Consider the following 14,130-nt stretch of genomic DNA (forward strand, 5'->3'; position numbering starts at 1 on the left):
TCCCGCTCGTCATGGCGACAGATGCCCCGCCGGAGAGGCCGTCATGCGCAGGTCAGCGTCGCGGCGGCAGCGACAGCCGCAGGACCTTGTGCCAGGCGCTCCCGACCTGTCGCCACAGCGGCGCCGTGTTGTAGGCCAGGCCGTGGCGCTCGAACAGCTCGCGGACCGGGCCGGCGATCTCGCGGTAGCGGTTGCTCGGCAGGTCGGGGAACAGGTGGTGCTCGATCTGGTGCGAGAGGTTGCCGCACAGCACGTGGAGCCACGCCGGTCCCGAGATGTCAGCCGAGCCGAGCATCTGGCGCACGTACCACCGCCCGCGCGTCTCCTGCTCGTCGAGCTCGGCCACCTCGAAGGTCTCCACGCCCTCGGGGAAGTGGCCGCACATGATCACCGAGTGGCTCCAGACGTTGCGGGCCAGGTTGGCCAGGAGGTTGGCGGTCAGGGTGGTGCGGGCTGATCCGGTGGGCGCGGACAGGAGCGGGTGCAGGACGTAGTCGCGGAACGCGTGGCGCGCGACCCGCCGGGCAGTGGTGCGCAGCTCGGCCCTCTGCTGCGGCGTCACGTCGGCGCCCTTCCTCAACGTCTCCCCCAGGTCGAGGTCGTAGGTGGCGATGCCGTACTCGAAGAACATGGCGTTGAGCAGGTTGAGGACCGGCTGCAGGCGGTGGCGGGGGTGCCACTCCTGCGCCTCGTCGACCCGCATGATGCCGTAGCCCAGGTCGTTGTCCTTGCCGAGCACGTTGGTGTTGACGTGGTGGCGGTCGTTGTGCGCGCGCTGCCACTGGGCCGGCTCGGACGCGTGGTCCCAGTCCCAGGTCGAGGAGTGGATCCGCGGGTCGCGCATCCAGTCCCACTGGCCGTGGAGCACGTTGTGCCCGATCTCCATGTTGTCGAGCACCTTCGACAGCGCGAGCGAGGTCGTGCCCAGCCACCACGCGGTGCGGCTGCGGCTGCCGAGGAGGACGACCCGTCCGGCCACCTCCAGGCACCGCTGCACCGCGATGACGCGTCGGACGTAGGCAGCGTCATCGGCGCCGCGGTCGGCCAGGACCTCCTCGCGCAGGGCGTCGAGGGTGCGGCCGATCTCGTCGACCTCGGCATCGGTGAGATCGGCGTAGGAGCGCGGGGCGGGCGCGTGGTGGAGGAAGGCGGCCATCGTTCCCAGTGCCCCACCGACGGCGCCAGCATGCATTTCGGATCGCCCTCCGACGAGGTGGACTGGGACGCCGGTCGCTGGGTACGGAGCGTCATGACCGAGCACCCCCACCACGACCAGGACGCCGAACCGCCGACGCCGGACGGGCAGGAGCCGGATCAGGAGCAGCCGCGGCCGGGCTCCGAGCCGGCCAGCGACCCGGACCCCGCTCCCGGCGCAGGAACCACCCCCACCCACTCCGAGGAGGACGCATGACGACCTACGGAAACGACCCACTCAGCACGACCGGCACCGGCACGACCGGTGACGTGTCGGGCACCACCGGCACCGGTGGCTACGACGCCACCGGCTACTCGACCGGCACCGACTCCGGCTCGAGCACGACGGACAAGGCCAAGGACACCGCCTCCACGGCGGCCGACCAGGGCAAGAACGTCGCCGGCACAGCCAAGGACGAGGCGCTCAACGTCGCGGGCACCGCGGCCGAGCAGGCGCGCAACGTCGTCGGCGAGGCGAAGCAGCAGGTGACCGCGCAGCTGAGCGACCAGGCCACCACCGGTCGCGACAAGCTGTCGGAGACGCTCCGCACGCTCGGTGACGACCTGCAGAAGATGGCACAGGGCGAGGGCCCCTCCCAGGGCATGGCGACCGACCTGACGCAGGAGGTCTCGGACCGCGTCCGCGCCCTCGGCAGCCACCTCGAGAACCGCGAGCCCGGACAGCTCCTCGACGACGCCCGCGACTTCGCGCGGCGCCGCCCCGGCACCTTCCTGCTGGGCGCGCTCGCCGCGGGAGTGGTGGCCGGCCGGATGTTCCGCGCGACCGCCGACGGTGCGGCAGCGGCCTCGCTGGCCGAGTCCGGCGGCACGGGCACGACCGGCACGGCCTACGGCGCCGTCCCGACCGACCCGACCTACGGCACCACGGGCGTCGGCACGGGTCCGATGGGCACCGCCAGCGGCAACGCTCCCCTCGCCGGCAGCCCGAGCACCACGGGCTACGACACCCCCGCGACGCAGACGATGCCGTCGAGCCTCGACTCCACCACCTCCGGGCTCCCGGGCCAGCGCACCCAGGACACGCCGTGACAGGGGCCCAGGGGTTCGACGCCGTGCCCCCGGCCGGCGCGACGGGCCCGTCCGGCTCGCACGTCGTGGGCACGGGCACGCAGGACGAGCGCAGCCTCGGCCAGATCGTCGGCGACCTGAGCCACGACCTGACCACGCTGGTCAAGCAGGAGCTCGAGCTGGCACGCACGGAGCTCAAGGAAGAGGCCGCCAAGGCCGGGAAGGGCGCCGGGATGCTCGGCGGTGCCGGCATCGCAGGCCTGCTCGCGCTGATCCTGGGCTCGTTCGCCCTGGCCTACCTCCTCGACAACTGGATGCCGGTCGAGCTGGCGTTCCTGATCGTCACGCTCCTGTGGGCGATCGTCGGCGCCGTCCTGGCGGCCAGGGGCCGCAAGGAGCTCAAGAACGCAAACCCGCAGCTGCCGGAGACGCAGCAGACACTCAAGGAGGACGCAGCATGGGCCAGAGCACAGAAGAACTGAGGTCCGAGATCGAGCAGACGCGGCAGTCCATGACCGCCGACGTCGACGCCCTGCAGGACCGGGTGAGCCCGTCGGCCATCGTCGAGCGACGCAAGCAGGCGGCCCGCAGCCGTGTGCAGGGAGTCCGGGACAAGGTGATGGGCAGCGCTCACGGCGTCAGCTCCTCGGCGTCCGGCACGGCCGGGTCCGCCAGGGACTCCGCCGGCGGCGCAGTGGACTCGGTCAAGGGCACCGCGCAGGGCGCCGTCAGCGGCGCCCAGGACAAGGTCCAGGGCGCCCCGCTCGCGGCCGGCCTGGTCGCCTTCGGCGCCGGCATGATCGTGTCCGCGCTGATCCCCGCGTCCGAGAAGGAAGCGGTCGCCGCCGGTCACGTCGTCGACGCCGCCAAGGAGCACGGCCAGCCGGTCGTGGACCAGGCGAGGTCGGTCGCGCAGGACGTCGCCGACAGCGTCAAGGGGACGGCCGCCGAGGCCGCCCAGGAGGTCAAGGACACGGCCACCGACAGTGCTGACAAGGTCAGGTCCGAGGGACAGTCGGGAGTGGACGAGGTTCGCTCGCAGACGCGGTCCTGACAGCTCCACGATCCCACGAACCGGCCCGTCCCCATCCGGGGGCGGGCCGGTTCTTCGTGGGGTGGCCCAGGGCCGCGGGATCGACGGGCTCGGGCCCGGGGAGTCACCTGTCGACGGTGCCCGGCTCGAGGCTGACCACCGCACCGCGCTCAGGGCAGCGCAGCTCCGCAGCGAGACCCGCGGATCGGGCCCGTTCGACGAAGTCGCCGAGCGGCGACCGGAAGACGGTGTAGTCGTCGTGGTGCACCGGGACGACGACCTTCGGGCGTGAGCGCTCCACGAAGTCGACGCCCATCGGCCCGTCCATGGTGACCGTGCGCAGCAGCACCCGCGTGCACCGCCGGCACCGCAGTGACCCGCAGCTGCTCGGCACCCTTGTCCAGGACGTGCTGGTCCCACGTCTCCAGCGCCCGGGCGTCGAAGCCCCACGAGCCGAGACGTCGTACGGCGTGCGGGGTCGACAGCACCGGGGTGGACCGGTCGAGGCGAGCGCGGCTGACCCGGTCGAAGTGGTCGCCGTGCAGGTGCGAGAGCAGGACGGCGTCGAGCGCCGGCAGTGCCTCCGGCTCGATCGCCGGGTCCGTCAGCCGACGCGAGGACAGGCCCCACCCCAGGTAGGCCCGCTGACCGCGGTGCAGGAAGTTGGGGTCCGTCAGCAGGGTGAAGGACCCCAGCGACATCACGGTCGTCGCGGTGCCGACGAAGTGGAGCCGGTCGCCGTTCGTCATCACGGCGGGCCGGTGGTCAGCGACCGAGACCGGTGGTGCCGGACCGCTTGGAGAGCACGATCCCGAGGGCGATCATCCCGACCCCGAGGACGAGGTGCAGCACGTCGTCCGCGGTGTTGAGCGGGACGAAGTTGGCCTGCGAGTCCTTGTCGACGACCACGCCGTAGAGGAAGAGGAGGAGGTAGACGCCGCCGCCGACGACGAGGAAGGCACGTGCGCTCGACGGCCGCCGCGCCAGCGCGATCCCGACCACTCCGAAGAGCAGGTGGACCACGTTGTGGAGGACCGACACCTGGAAGATCCCGAGCAGCTCGGCGTGCGAGTCGTGCCCGGCCGCCTCGAGGCTCCCGCTGCCGGTGGTGATGCCCGGGATGAAGCCGAGCACGCCGACGAGCAGGAAGACGGCGCCGACGAGGACGGCCGCCGCCTGCACCGGGGTCCCGGACGCGGTGGACCGGGACTGGAGACGAGTGTTCTCTGCCATGGGGTGCTCCTTGATCGACGCCGAACGAGAACGGCGTGGGGCTCGCTCCGTACCCTCGGACTGGTGTCGCACACACCGCCCCCACCCCGGAGTGGGGTTCCCCGGCCGTGGCCCAGGTCACGGTCTGCGCCACACCGTGACGGGGTACAGATGTGTCCCGTCCCACGCAGAACCCGACGAGAGGATCGCTCGTGAACCCCATCCGCCTGGTCTCCGGAGCAGTCATGCTCCCCGCCCACGCCGCCGCAGCCGTCATCGGGACGTCGGTGGGGCTCGCGAGCACCGGGGTGCGGACGACGGCCCGTGTCGTCGGCCGCGCCGTCGAGCAGGTCTCGCGCGGAGGTCACGCGCCCTCGGCGCCGCCCGCACCGTGGGATGCCGACCGTCGGCGCACCTCGGTCCCGACCCCGGCCCCGCCCCCGGCCGCGACCCCGAACCCGGTTCCCGTGACCGAGGCTCCGGCCACGGGTGCCGCTCCCCTGGACACGCTGGCGACCGAGCCGGCCACGACGACGGCCACCACGAAGGCGCCGGCGAAGGCACCGGCGAAGAAGGCACCCGCCACGAAGGCGCCGGCGAAGAAGGCTGCGAAGAAGACGGCCAAGAAGGCTGCGAAGAGGGCGCCGTCGAAGCAGGCGGCCGTGCTCGCACCCGCCCTCGGGCTGAGCGAGTCCGAGGTCGAGGCCGTCACCGGCGACGACCCGGTGACTCCGGCCGGCATTCCGGCCGCGGGTGAGGGCGTCAACCCCGACACGACCGAGACCGACCTGCACCAGCCGGGCACCGAGCCGCTGATGGACCCTGCGACGGTCAAGGCCGTGGCCAGCGAGTCCGAGGTGCTGCGGCGCGGGGCCGACACCGACAAGGGCTGATCCCGCGACGCGCGGGACGGCTGTCAGTCGCTCGACCTATCCTCGGAGCGTGCACCGGATCTTCACCACGAGCGTGGCCTCGGTCTACCCCCACTACGTCGCCAAGGCGGAGCGCAAGGGTCGGACCCGGGAGGAGGTCGACGAGGTGATCGAGTGGCTGACGGGGTTCGACGCCGCCCAGCTGCAGGCCCACCTCGACGCCGGCACGACCTTCGAGGAGTTCTTCGCCGCGGCGCGGCTCAACCCTCGTGTCGACCAGATCACCGGCTCGGTGTGCGGGGTGAAGGTGCAGGAGGTCGAGGACCCGCTCATGCGGCAGATCCGCTACCTCGACAAGCTCGTCGACGAGCTGGCCAAGGGACGCCCCCTGGAGAAGGTGCTGCGGCACTGAGCGGGGTACGGGGCGCCATGGACCATCACTCAGACCCGCACCTGTCCTGGCGTCGACGCATCGTCCGCGGTGACGGGGTCGACCTGGCCGTCCACGAGACCGGCCCGGCCGATGCCCCGGTGGTCGTCCTGGTCCACGGCTACCCGGACACCCACCGGATGTGGCTGCCGGTCGCCGAGCGGCTGGCCGACCGGCTGCGGGTCGTGCTCTACGACACGCGCGGCCAAGGCCTGTCGCCCACCGACGCCCCCGACGCGGCCTTCGCGCTCCCGCACCTCGCCGCCGACCTGATGGCCGTGGTCGACGACGCGAGCCCCGATCGGCGCGCCCACGTCGTCGGCCACGACTGGGGGTCGGTGCAGGCGTGGGAGGCGGTGTGCGAGCCCGGCGCCGCTGACCGGATCGCCTCCTTCACCTCGATCAGCGGGCCCAACCTCGACCACGTCGCCGCCTGGACGCGTCACGCGCTCCTGCGACCCACGCCGGCCGGCGTCGTCCGCCTGGCAGGCCAGGGCCTCTCGTCCTCCTACGTGCCGTTCCTCGTCTCGCCGCTGGCGCCGCCGGTGCTGAAGGCGCTGGGTGGGCGCGACATGGTCTCGGGGCTGCGCTACTACCGCGGCAACGTCGCCCTCCGTCGCCCGCGGCGCGCGCGTCGCACGAGGGTGCCGGTGCTGCAGCTCGCCCTGACCCGCGACCCGGCGATCCGCGGCTCGGCCCTCGAGGCCAGTGACCAGTGGTGCGACGACCTCCAGCGCCGCAAGCTGCCGTTCGGGCACTGGGCGCCGCGGACCCACCCCGAGGTCGTCGCCGAGGAGGTCCTCGCCCACGTCCTCGACGTGGGGGCCCGACAGGTCGAGGGCACCGGATGACGCGGGTTCCGGCCGAGCTCACCGACCGCCTGCTCGACGTCCGCCGGATCTACCACGAGCGCGACATCGAGCGCTTCCCGCGCGCCCGCGAGGTGCTCGGGCGCTTCCCCGACGCCGAGCGCATCGAGGTGCTGTCGCACCAGGCGATCCCGGGCCTGCACGGCAACGCCGGGGCCGTCGAGGACTGGGTGCGCAACAAGCGGGAGGTCCTCGTGCTGGGCGAGAAGAAGTCGCTGGCCGCCCGGCGCAACGGACGCTCGGCCGACTGGATCGCCCCCTCCACCGCCAACGGGTGCGCCATGGCCTGCGCCTACTGCTACGTCCCGCGCCGCAAGGGCTACGCCAACCCGATCACCGTCTTCGCCAACATCGAGGCCGTCCTGGGCTACCTCGAGCGCCATGCCGGGCGCCAGGGGGTCAAGCCCGAGCCCAACCAGTGCGACCCCGTCGACTGGGTCTACGACATCGGCGAGAACAGCGACTGCTCGGCCGACGCCCTCGTCTCCGACAACGTGCGCGACCTCGTCGACCTCTACGCCAGGCTCCCCCACGCCAAGGCCAGCTTCGCGACCAAGCTCGTCAACCGCGACCTGCTCGCGTGGGACCCGCGCGGTGGCACCCGGGTGCGGTTCAGCCTGATGCCGGAGGGCCCGTCGCGCGCCGTCGACGTCCGCACGTCCCGGGTCCGCGACCGCATCGCTGCCATCGACGACTTCGTCGAGGCGGGCTACGAGGTGCACCTCAACCTCAGCCCCGTGATCGTGCACGAGACCTGGCTCGCCGAGTGGGCCGAGCTCCTCGAGCAGGTCGCCGACGGCACCAGCGCCCGGTCGCGCGCCCAGCTCGCGGCGGAGGTCATCTTCCTGACCCACAACGAGGAGCTGCACGAGGTCAACCTGGGCTGGCACCCGAAGGGCGAGGAGCTGCTGTGGCGTCCCGACCTGCAGGAGGCCAAGCGCAGCCAGAGCGGGCAGGTCAACGTCCGCTACCGCACGGGCTGGAAGGGACGCTGGGTCCGTCAGCTGACCGACCTCGTCGAGGACAAGCTGCCCGGGTGCCGGATCCGCTACGCCTTCTGACCGGCATCGACCGTCAGCCGGTGACCAGCCGGTCCGTCACCGCCCGCAGCGGAGGCCAGCCACCCCGGCCGCGCCTCGTCACCGCGTAGGCCCGCAGGCGGACCTCCGGGTCCCGCAGTCGTACGACGCTCACGCCCCGCCGCGACGCACGCCCGCGCGGGAGGAGGGCGACCCCGCGACCCGCCACCACGAGGTCGTCGACGAGCTCGAGCGAGTCGATGCGGTGCACCACGTGCGGCACGAAGCCGGCACGCGAGGAGAGTGTGCGGAGCGCGTCCTCGTCCGCGGTGTGTCGCGAGTTCACGATCCAGTCGCGGTCGGCGAGGTCGGCGAGCGCCAGCCGCCGGTCCCGGGTCGGGACGCCGATTCCCCACTCCAGGTCCCACAGCGGCGTGACCACGTGGTCGTCGCGCCACTCGGCGGGCGCGAGGTCGTAGTCGTAGACGAGCGCCAGGTCCATGTCGTCGCGCGCCAGCAGGTCCAGCGACTCCAGGGGTTCGTACTCGTGGATGCGGACCTCGACGCGGGGGTGGGTCGAGCCGAGGTCGTCGATGGCGGGCAGCAGCGACCGCCGGATCGCGGAGGCGAACCCGGCGACGCGCACCACGCCCGCCGGCTCCGCGGTCGGGTCGAGGTCGAGCCGGGCGGCGTCCACCGCGGCCAGGATCGTGACGGCGTGGTCGGCCAGCCGGCGCCCGGCGGGCGTCAGCCGGACCCGCCGTCCGTGCGGCTCGAGCAGCGGGCTCCCGACGTCACGCGCCAGCGCGGCGATCCCCTGCGAGACGCTCGACGTGGTCGTCCCCAGCGCGTCGGCCACCTCGTGCATCGAGCCCAGGCGGGAGAGCTCGAGCAGCATGCGCAGGCGACGGACGTCCATCGCTCGATTGTGTCGGATCACTGAACAAACCGTCCAGCAGAGTCACGTGGACGTGAATGGTTGTTCGGCGTCTACTGGTTGCCATGCACTCCACCACCTTCCGCTCCGGGGCCCGCGCGGGCGCGTCGATGGCCGTCGCGTCGATGCTCTTCGTGCAGCTCGGCCTGGCCGCGTCCGTCGGTCTCATCGACGACATCGGGGCGTCCGGGGCTGCCTGGCTCCGGCTCTTCTGGGCGGGGGTCCTGCTGCTGGTCCTGGTCCGTCCCCGGCTGTCGCGCTACTCACGCGAGGCGCTGTGGTCGGGGGTGGCTCTCGGCGTGGTCACCGCGGGCGTCACCCTGCTCTTCATGGCCGCAGTGGCGCGCCTCCCCCTCGGCACGGCCAGCGCGCTGGAGTTCCTCGGTCCCCTGACGATCGCCGTGTGGCGCAGCCGCGGCGTGGGTCGGTCGTGGGCCGCGGTGGCCGCGGCCGGGGTCCTGCTCCTCACCCAGCCCTGGACCGGGGCGGCCGATCCCCTCGGCGTGGCCTGTGCGCTCGGCGCCGCGGTGTGCTGGGCGGCGTACATCCTGCTGACGCAGCGCGTCGGCGACGCCGTCAGCGGCTTCGGCGGGCTCGCGGTCTCGATGCCGGTGGCCGCCCTGGTCGCGACGGCGGTCGCCGGACCGGGCGTCGTCGGGCACCTCACGCCGCAGCTCCTGCTCTACGGGCTGGGGCTGGCGATCCTCCTGCCGGTCGTGCCCTTCGCGCTCGAGCTGCTCGCGCTGCGCCGGCTCACCACCGGCGCCTTCGGGACCCTGATGGCGCTCGAGCCTGCCTTCGCCCTGATGATCGGCTTCCTCGTGCTCAGCCAGGTGCCCAACGGCATCGCCGTCCTCGGCATCCTGCTCGTGGTGGCGGCCGGTGTCGGTGCCGAGCGGACGGGCGGGCGGGTGGACGCGTCCGCCTCGGTGGACCGGTCAGGCCTGGTCTCGGCCTGACCGGTCCACCGAGCATCGCTCGCTCAGCGGGCGCGCTGGTCCCTGATCGCCGCCAGCGTGCGGTCGGCCGCACCCGACTTCACCAGACCGCGTCCCGGGTGCCCGGGGGCGCCGTTGACGGTCGACGTGTCGTAGGCGAACGTCATGATCGCCGTGGCGATGGCGTCCGAGTTGACGTCGAGCGCGTGCACGTTGACGTTGCCGATGAGGGTGTAGTCCTCGCGCAGCTGCTCGTAGAGCGCGACGTCCTGACCTGCTCCGGTGAGGTTGTCGCACGACTCGTGGTAGCACGGGTCGTACGACGCTCCGGCCACGCCGCCGTAGAGCGCCGCCTCGCCAGCGGTCTTCCGCACCTCGGCCCCTGTGAAGAGGCCACCGGCCGGGATGCCCACCGCGATGAACGGTCCGTAGTCGGAGCGACCCGAGAACTCGCTGTCCTGCGAGGGCTCGCCGCGGTCGGCGTAGAACTTCTCGAAGACGTCCTCGATCTGGGCGCTGCCGTCGGGGATGAAGCCGGGGGCCGCAGTCCCGCCGGAGTTGTCACCGTCGTAGATGCCGAACATGTAGTTGGGCGAGGCGATCATGTCGAAGTTGAGGTAGAGCGCGATGTCCTCCGCCTCCTCCTCGCTCAGCTGCTCGACGTAGTGCTCCGAGCCGAGGAGGCCCTCCTCCTCCGCACCCCACCAGGCGAACCGCACGGTGTTGGTGGGCTTGACCTTCGCCATCTGGATGGCGGTCTCGAGGAGCGCCGCGCTGCCGGAGCCGTTGTCCTGGATGCCCGCGCCGCCCTGGACGCTGTCGAGGTGGGCACCGGCCATGACGGTGTTGTCGTCGTCGCCGCTCGCGGTCTCGGCCAGCACGTTGTAGGCCGTGCGCTGCTCGGCGGTGAAGTCGACCTCCACCCGGACCGTGGCGCCGGGGGTGGTCGCGAGGTCCTCACCGACGACCTGGCTGGCGAAGACGACCGGGATCCTCAACCCCGTGGCATCACCGATCATGTTGATCATGCCGGCGGTGTTGTTGTAGATGATCGCGCCGGACGCACCCGCCGCCTGGGCGGCCAGCGCCTTGATGGCGAAGCCACATCCGCCGCGCTGGATCAGCGCGACCTGGCCGGCCGCCATCCCGGCGTAGTCGCCGGCCTCGCAGCCGTCGGTGGTGTCGGCGGCGGGGATGACGAACAGCGTCCCGGTGGCGGTGCCCTCCGGCGTCCCGGAGTCGAAGGTGTTGCGCAGGAACTCGCTGCCCTGCTCGAACACGCGGGGGTTCGGCGAGATGCGCTCGAGCTCGGAGAACTCCTCGGCGTAGGTGAACGGGAACTCCTGCACGGTCGGGTCGTAGCCGGCGGCCTCGAGCTGCTCCACGACGTAGTCGACGGATGCCTTGTAGCCGGGTCGCCCGGCCGCCCGGTCGCCGCCGTTGGCGTCGGCGATGTCCTGGAGGGCCTCGAGGTGCTCGACGACGCCGTCCGCCGTGACCGCCTTCGTGAGCTTGCGGACGGTGTTGTTGTTGGGGTCGGCGTACGCCGGCGGGCTGGTCATGGCGCCGAGCAGGGCCGCGGTCGCGGCCGCCGTCACTGCCAGATGGATCCGTCTCGGCATGGGGTCTCCTTCGCGCGAGTGGTGTCGGGGGGTTCTCGACACTAGGGCGCCCGTCGGTGCGACGCGTATCCCCCCGTTGGGGTATGGGCGCGGTCAGTCGCCCCCTGGACGCCAGCGCGGTCCACGAACCACAGCGGTCGCCCGCCCGGGCTCGATACCCGATGATCTCGTTCGTCTGGTCGCCCGGACACCTGCCGCATGTCGAGGACGGGGCTGGCGCGTTGGTCCTCGACCACAGGGAACAAGGACCCTGTCTCCCGGGTCCGGGCGCGCGTAGACACGGGGGTGAACGCGACGCCTGGACACGCCACGTCCGGAAGGGAACCACCGTGACCCTCGAACCGCCGACCCTGGCCGAGCTGCTGGACCTGCACGGTCGCACCGCGATCGTCACCGGCGGCGCGATGGGCATCGGCCGCGGCATCGTCGAACGTCTCGCTGAGGCGGGCGCGTCGGTGGTCATCGCCGATGCCGACCTCGAGGCCGCCGAGGCGACCGCCGGAGAGCTTGCCGAACGGCACCGCTCGGTGCTCGCCCTCTACGCCGATGTCGGCGACCCCGATGACGCGAACAGGCTGGTCGCCGACGCCATCGGCTGGCGGGGCCGGGTCGACGTCCTCGCCAACAACGCCGGGATCTTCCCTTCGAAGCCGGTGCTCGACATGGTGCCCGACGACTTCGACCGGGTGATCCGCACCAACCTTCGCGGGGTGTTCCTCTGCTCGCGCGAAGCGGCGCTGCGCATGCGCGGCCAGGGTTCCGGCGGCCGCATCATCAACGTCACCTCGGTCGACGCCCTGCACCCGTCCGCAGTCGGCCTGGCCCACTACGACGCCTCCAAGCACGGGGTCTGGGGGTTCACGAAGAACCTCGCCATCGAGCTGGCACCCCACGGCATCTGGGTCAACGCCATCGCCCCGGGCGCGGTCGCCACCCCGGGGGTCGCGGCCAGACAGACGAGCGGCGCTGCGGGGAGCGTCGATCCGCAGGCGATGCTCGAGGCATTCCTCGCGAAGATCCCCATGCGCCGGATGGGCGCCCCCGACGACATCGCGCGAGCCGCCCTGTTCCTGGCCAGCGATCTGGCGTCCTACATCACCGGCGCCCAGATCGTCGTCGACGGCGGCGTCCTGCTCTCCTGATCGGAAGGGGCGCACGTGAGGCAGTTGATCGACCGGACCGGTGGGCCGTGGTTCCGTCGTGAGCTGGAGGCGTCCGGCCTCGTGAGCGTCGCCTGCGACGGCCGGATCGACCTGCTCACCGCGCCTGGGTCCCAGAGGTCGAAAGCCCCTGTCGCGACGGCTGCCTGGTGCCCACACTGAGATCGTCCTGCTGCGTGCTGTGGGCTGCGAGATGCGAGGGGTGGGGATCATGACGACGGATCCGACCGGGACGCCGCCCTCAGGGGACGACTCCCGACCTGCGCCTGGTGCACCGCGGCTCACTCGGGCGAGTGCGGTCTGGGTGGCCACCGCGGCCGCACTCGTGCTCCTGGTCCTGCTCATCGTCTTCATGCTGCAGAACTCGACGAAGGTCGACGTCCAGTTCCTCGGCCTGACCGGCACCATGTCGCTCGGGATGGCCATGCTGATCGCTGCCGTCGGTGGCGGTGTGGTGGTCGCCATCGCCGGGATGGCCCGGGTCGCGCAGCTGCGGATGAATGCCCGCCGGACCAGGCGCAGCACCACCGGGACGAAACCGGGCGGCAGCGACTGACCGATGACCGGGACGTCGTCGGACCCGGCGGCGTCGGTCGCTGCTGGACACGCACGTGCGAGAGGCAGGGCACGATCTCCGGGGCGCGGTCCGTCATCGCCCGCAGTCGCTCGGGCGGTGCCGACCGCTCGCCCGACCTGGGGCAGCCGTGCTCAGCGGGGCAGCACCAGGCCGATGCGGCTCGCCCGAGTCGCTGCCTCCGCGGCGAGCCGCGTCGCCTCGGCCGCGTCACCCGGGCGACCGCGTCGGGCAAGGGTCCGGGCGATCTCGTGGGTGGTCAGCACCTCGAACGCCGCCATGCCCTCGCCTGCGGCCTGGTCTCGGGCCGCCTCCAGCTGGGCGACCGCCTCATCGAGCTCCCCGAGCGTCCGGGCGAGCAGCCCCAGGTAGTGGTCGGTGAAGCCGGCCAGGCCGACGCCCGTGCCGACCCACACCGGCAGCCCACGGTAGGGCAGCAGCCGGTCGCGCAGCGCGGCCGCTGCCTCCAGGTCACCGAGACCCGCCCAGACCTCCGCGCGGTAGGCGGTGGTGTAGAGCCACAGGAAGTCGTCGTCCAACGGACGCTGGTCCGCCCAGTCCCCCAGCAGGCCGGGGACGTCGGCAGCCCGGCCGGTGCGCTGGAGCACCAGCGCACGGAGCTCGTCCAACGGGCCGGCCGGCATCAGGTCGACCAGCCGCTCGGCGCGTGCCCAGCGAGTGGGGCCGCCGTAGACGAGGTCGACGTTGAGCTGGAAGAGAGGCTCCAGCACGTCGGCCGACACGATCGTCGTACGCCGATGCAGCGCGACGACCTGGGCGAGCAGCTGCTCGGCGTCATCGGGCCGACCCTCCGCCAGGGGGCGAAGCACCTCGGCGTACCGCACGATGACGTCGACGATGGGCTGGCCCTGGGTGAGCGCCAGCTCGCGGGCGGCGGCGTAGTCGCTCCAGCCGTCCGCGAAGCGGCCGAGGGCGAGGCGGTCCGACCCGCGCATCAGCAGGGCTCGCGCCTCGAGCTCGCGGTCTCCGCCGGCACGCGCGCTGGTGAGCACCCGGCTGGCGACCGCGAGTCGCTCGTGGGGCAGGTCGACGTGCATCAGGGAGGCGTGGGCGACCTCGAGGACGTCGGACACCTCGGGTCGGTCGGGCTGCTCCGTCGGCACCAGGGCGAGCGCAGCGGCGGTGAGCTCGCGCGAGCGCACACCGATCGTGGTGGTCTGTCCAAGGACGAGCTCGACGCCCTCGTGAGCCAGAGCATCGGTATCGACCACCACGAAGTG

The 14,130-nt window shown here is 72.4% G+C and carries 17 protein-coding genes; 11 read left to right on the plus strand and 6 right to left on the minus strand.

What is annotated here, in order from left to right; genetic code table 11:
• Nucleotides 1–52: 52 nt before the first annotated feature.
• On the minus strand, nucleotides 53–1,156 hold the full coding sequence (locus tag NCI01_RS10485; protein ID WP_254181428.1) for a fatty acid desaturase family protein: 1,104 nt from the start codon (nucleotides 1,154–1,156) through the stop codon (nucleotides 53–55).
• Between the two features lie 93 nt (nucleotides 1,157–1,249).
• On the opposite strand from NCI01_RS10485, the gene NCI01_RS10490 reads away from it, so the two are divergent.
• Genes NCI01_RS10490 through NCI01_RS10505 form a run of 4 tightly spaced genes read left to right on the plus strand, consistent with a single transcriptional unit; the run spans nucleotide 1,250 to nucleotide 3,277 of the window.
• Nucleotides 1,250–1,411: a hypothetical protein gene (locus NCI01_RS10490; protein ID WP_254181429.1), complete on the plus strand. Its 162-nt coding sequence runs from the start codon at nucleotides 1,250–1,252 to the stop codon at nucleotides 1,409–1,411.
• The gene (locus tag NCI01_RS10495) at nucleotides 1,408–2,244 is read left to right on the plus strand and encodes a YtxH domain-containing protein (RefSeq protein WP_254181430.1); all 837 of its coding nucleotides are present in this window, start codon (nucleotides 1,408–1,410) and stop codon (nucleotides 2,242–2,244) included. The genes NCI01_RS10490 and NCI01_RS10495 overlap by 4 nt, the downstream gene beginning before the upstream one ends.
• Complete coding sequence (locus tag NCI01_RS10500) at nucleotides 2,241–2,705, plus strand: phage holin family protein (RefSeq protein WP_254181431.1); 465 nt, start codon at nucleotides 2,241–2,243, stop codon at nucleotides 2,703–2,705. The genes NCI01_RS10495 and NCI01_RS10500 overlap by 4 nt, the downstream gene beginning before the upstream one ends.
• A complete protein-coding gene (locus NCI01_RS10505; RefSeq protein ID WP_254181432.1) occupies nucleotides 2,681–3,277 on the plus strand; it encodes a DUF3618 domain-containing protein in 597 nt (198 codons plus the stop codon). Before NCI01_RS10500 ends, NCI01_RS10505 begins: the two co-directional genes overlap by 25 nt.
• A gap of 149 nt (nucleotides 3,278–3,426) precedes the next feature.
• Here NCI01_RS10505 and NCI01_RS10510 read toward each other — a convergent pair whose 3' ends face one another.
• On the minus strand, nucleotides 3,427–4,005 hold the full coding sequence (locus NCI01_RS10510; protein WP_254181670.1) for an MBL fold metallo-hydrolase: 579 nt from the start codon (nucleotides 4,003–4,005) through the stop codon (nucleotides 3,427–3,429).
• A 16-nt stretch (nucleotides 4,006–4,021) separates the two neighbouring features.
• Complete coding sequence (locus NCI01_RS10515; RefSeq protein WP_254181433.1) at nucleotides 4,022–4,489, minus strand: DUF4383 domain-containing protein; 468 nt, start codon at nucleotides 4,487–4,489, stop codon at nucleotides 4,022–4,024.
• A 191-nt stretch (nucleotides 4,490–4,680) separates the two neighbouring features.
• Between NCI01_RS10515 and NCI01_RS10520 the strand changes: the two genes are divergently transcribed.
• Genes NCI01_RS10520 through NCI01_RS10535 form a run of 4 tightly spaced genes read left to right on the plus strand, consistent with a single transcriptional unit; the run spans nucleotide 4,681 to nucleotide 7,700 of the window.
• The gene (locus tag NCI01_RS10520; RefSeq protein WP_254181434.1) at nucleotides 4,681–5,361 is read left to right on the plus strand and encodes a hypothetical protein; all 681 of its coding nucleotides are present in this window, start codon (nucleotides 4,681–4,683) and stop codon (nucleotides 5,359–5,361) included.
• Nucleotides 5,362–5,410: 49 nt separating this feature from the next.
• Nucleotides 5,411–5,752: a DUF2200 domain-containing protein gene (locus NCI01_RS10525; protein ID WP_254181435.1), complete on the plus strand. Its 342-nt coding sequence runs from the start codon at nucleotides 5,411–5,413 to the stop codon at nucleotides 5,750–5,752.
• Nucleotides 5,753–5,769: 17 nt separating this feature from the next.
• Nucleotides 5,770–6,621 (plus strand): alpha/beta fold hydrolase, encoded by an 852-nt coding sequence (locus NCI01_RS10530; protein ID WP_254181436.1) that lies wholly within the window; start codon nucleotides 5,770–5,772, stop codon nucleotides 6,619–6,621.
• Nucleotides 6,618–7,700, plus strand: coding sequence for a spore photoproduct lyase family protein (locus NCI01_RS10535; RefSeq protein WP_254181437.1), 1,083 nt, complete (start codon nucleotides 6,618–6,620; stop codon nucleotides 7,698–7,700). The genes NCI01_RS10530 and NCI01_RS10535 overlap by 4 nt, the downstream gene beginning before the upstream one ends.
• Before the next feature lie 13 nt (nucleotides 7,701–7,713).
• Here NCI01_RS10535 and NCI01_RS10540 read toward each other — a convergent pair whose 3' ends face one another.
• Nucleotides 7,714–8,577, minus strand: coding sequence for a LysR family transcriptional regulator (locus NCI01_RS10540; protein WP_254181438.1), 864 nt, complete (start codon nucleotides 8,575–8,577; stop codon nucleotides 7,714–7,716).
• 83 nt (nucleotides 8,578–8,660) lie between these two features.
• Between NCI01_RS10540 and NCI01_RS10545 the strand changes: the two genes are divergently transcribed.
• Complete coding sequence (locus NCI01_RS10545) at nucleotides 8,661–9,554, plus strand: EamA family transporter (protein WP_254181439.1); 894 nt, start codon at nucleotides 8,661–8,663, stop codon at nucleotides 9,552–9,554.
• A 23-nt stretch (nucleotides 9,555–9,577) separates the two neighbouring features.
• On the opposite strand, the gene NCI01_RS10550 is transcribed toward NCI01_RS10545, so the two are convergent.
• A complete protein-coding gene (locus NCI01_RS10550; RefSeq protein ID WP_254181440.1) occupies nucleotides 9,578–11,155 on the minus strand; it encodes a M28 family metallopeptidase in 1,578 nt (525 codons plus the stop codon).
• Between the two features lie 161 nt (nucleotides 11,156–11,316).
• On the opposite strand from NCI01_RS10550, the gene NCI01_RS10555 reads away from it, so the two are divergent.
• Together NCI01_RS10555 and NCI01_RS10560 are read left to right on the plus strand one after the other, a co-directional pair.
• On the plus strand, nucleotides 11,317–12,297 hold the full coding sequence (locus NCI01_RS10555) for an SDR family NAD(P)-dependent oxidoreductase (RefSeq protein ID WP_254181441.1): 981 nt from the start codon (nucleotides 11,317–11,319) through the stop codon (nucleotides 12,295–12,297).
• 322 nt (nucleotides 12,298–12,619) lie between these two features.
• On the plus strand, nucleotides 12,620–12,871 hold the full coding sequence (locus NCI01_RS10560; RefSeq protein ID WP_254181442.1) for a lipopolysaccharide assembly protein LapA domain-containing protein: 252 nt from the start codon (nucleotides 12,620–12,622) through the stop codon (nucleotides 12,869–12,871).
• 152 nt (nucleotides 12,872–13,023) lie between these two features.
• Here NCI01_RS10560 and NCI01_RS10565 read toward each other — a convergent pair whose 3' ends face one another.
• Nucleotides 13,024–14,124, minus strand: coding sequence for a hypothetical protein (locus NCI01_RS10565; protein WP_254181443.1), 1,101 nt, complete (start codon nucleotides 14,122–14,124; stop codon nucleotides 13,024–13,026).
• Nucleotides 14,125–14,130 lie beyond the last annotated feature (6 nt).

The sequence above is a fragment of the Nocardioides pinisoli genome, assembly GCF_024199985.1.
Lineage (GTDB): Bacteria > Actinomycetota > Actinomycetes > Propionibacteriales > Nocardioidaceae > Nocardioides > Nocardioides pinisoli.

What these genes read in the sequence shown, in the direction of transcription:
- NCI01_RS10540 (WP_254181438.1), bottom strand. Translation starts at nt 8,577, where the DNA reads ATGGACGTCCGTCGCCTGCGCATGCTGCTCGAGCTCTCCCGCCTGGGC.
- NCI01_RS10485 (WP_254181428.1), bottom strand. Translation starts at nt 1,156, where the DNA reads ATGGCCGCCTTCCTCCACCACGCGCCCGCCCCGCGCTCCTACGCCGAT.
- NCI01_RS10530 (WP_254181436.1), top strand. Translation starts at nt 5,770, where the DNA reads ATGGACCATCACTCAGACCCGCACCTGTCCTGGCGTCGACGCATCGTC.
- NCI01_RS10545 (WP_254181439.1), top strand. Translation starts at nt 8,661, where the DNA reads ATGCACTCCACCACCTTCCGCTCCGGGGCCCGCGCGGGCGCGTCGATG.
- NCI01_RS10515 (WP_254181433.1), bottom strand. Translation starts at nt 4,489, where the DNA reads ATGGCAGAGAACACTCGTCTCCAGTCCCGGTCCACCGCGTCCGGGACC.
- NCI01_RS10510 (WP_254181670.1), bottom strand. Translation starts at nt 4,005, where the DNA reads ATGACGAACGGCGACCGGCTCCACTTCGTCGGCACCGCGACGACCGTG.
- NCI01_RS10535 (WP_254181437.1), top strand. Translation starts at nt 6,618, where the DNA reads ATGACGCGGGTTCCGGCCGAGCTCACCGACCGCCTGCTCGACGTCCGC.
- NCI01_RS10495 (WP_254181430.1), top strand. Translation starts at nt 1,408, where the DNA reads ATGACGACCTACGGAAACGACCCACTCAGCACGACCGGCACCGGCACG.
- NCI01_RS10550 (WP_254181440.1), bottom strand. Translation starts at nt 11,155, where the DNA reads ATGCCGAGACGGATCCATCTGGCAGTGACGGCGGCCGCGACCGCGGCC.
- NCI01_RS10555 (WP_254181441.1), top strand. Translation starts at nt 11,317, where the DNA reads ATGATCTCGTTCGTCTGGTCGCCCGGACACCTGCCGCATGTCGAGGAC.
- NCI01_RS10505 (WP_254181432.1), top strand. Translation starts at nt 2,681, where the DNA reads ATGGGCCAGAGCACAGAAGAACTGAGGTCCGAGATCGAGCAGACGCGG.
- NCI01_RS10490 (WP_254181429.1), top strand. Translation starts at nt 1,250, where the DNA reads ATGACCGAGCACCCCCACCACGACCAGGACGCCGAACCGCCGACGCCG.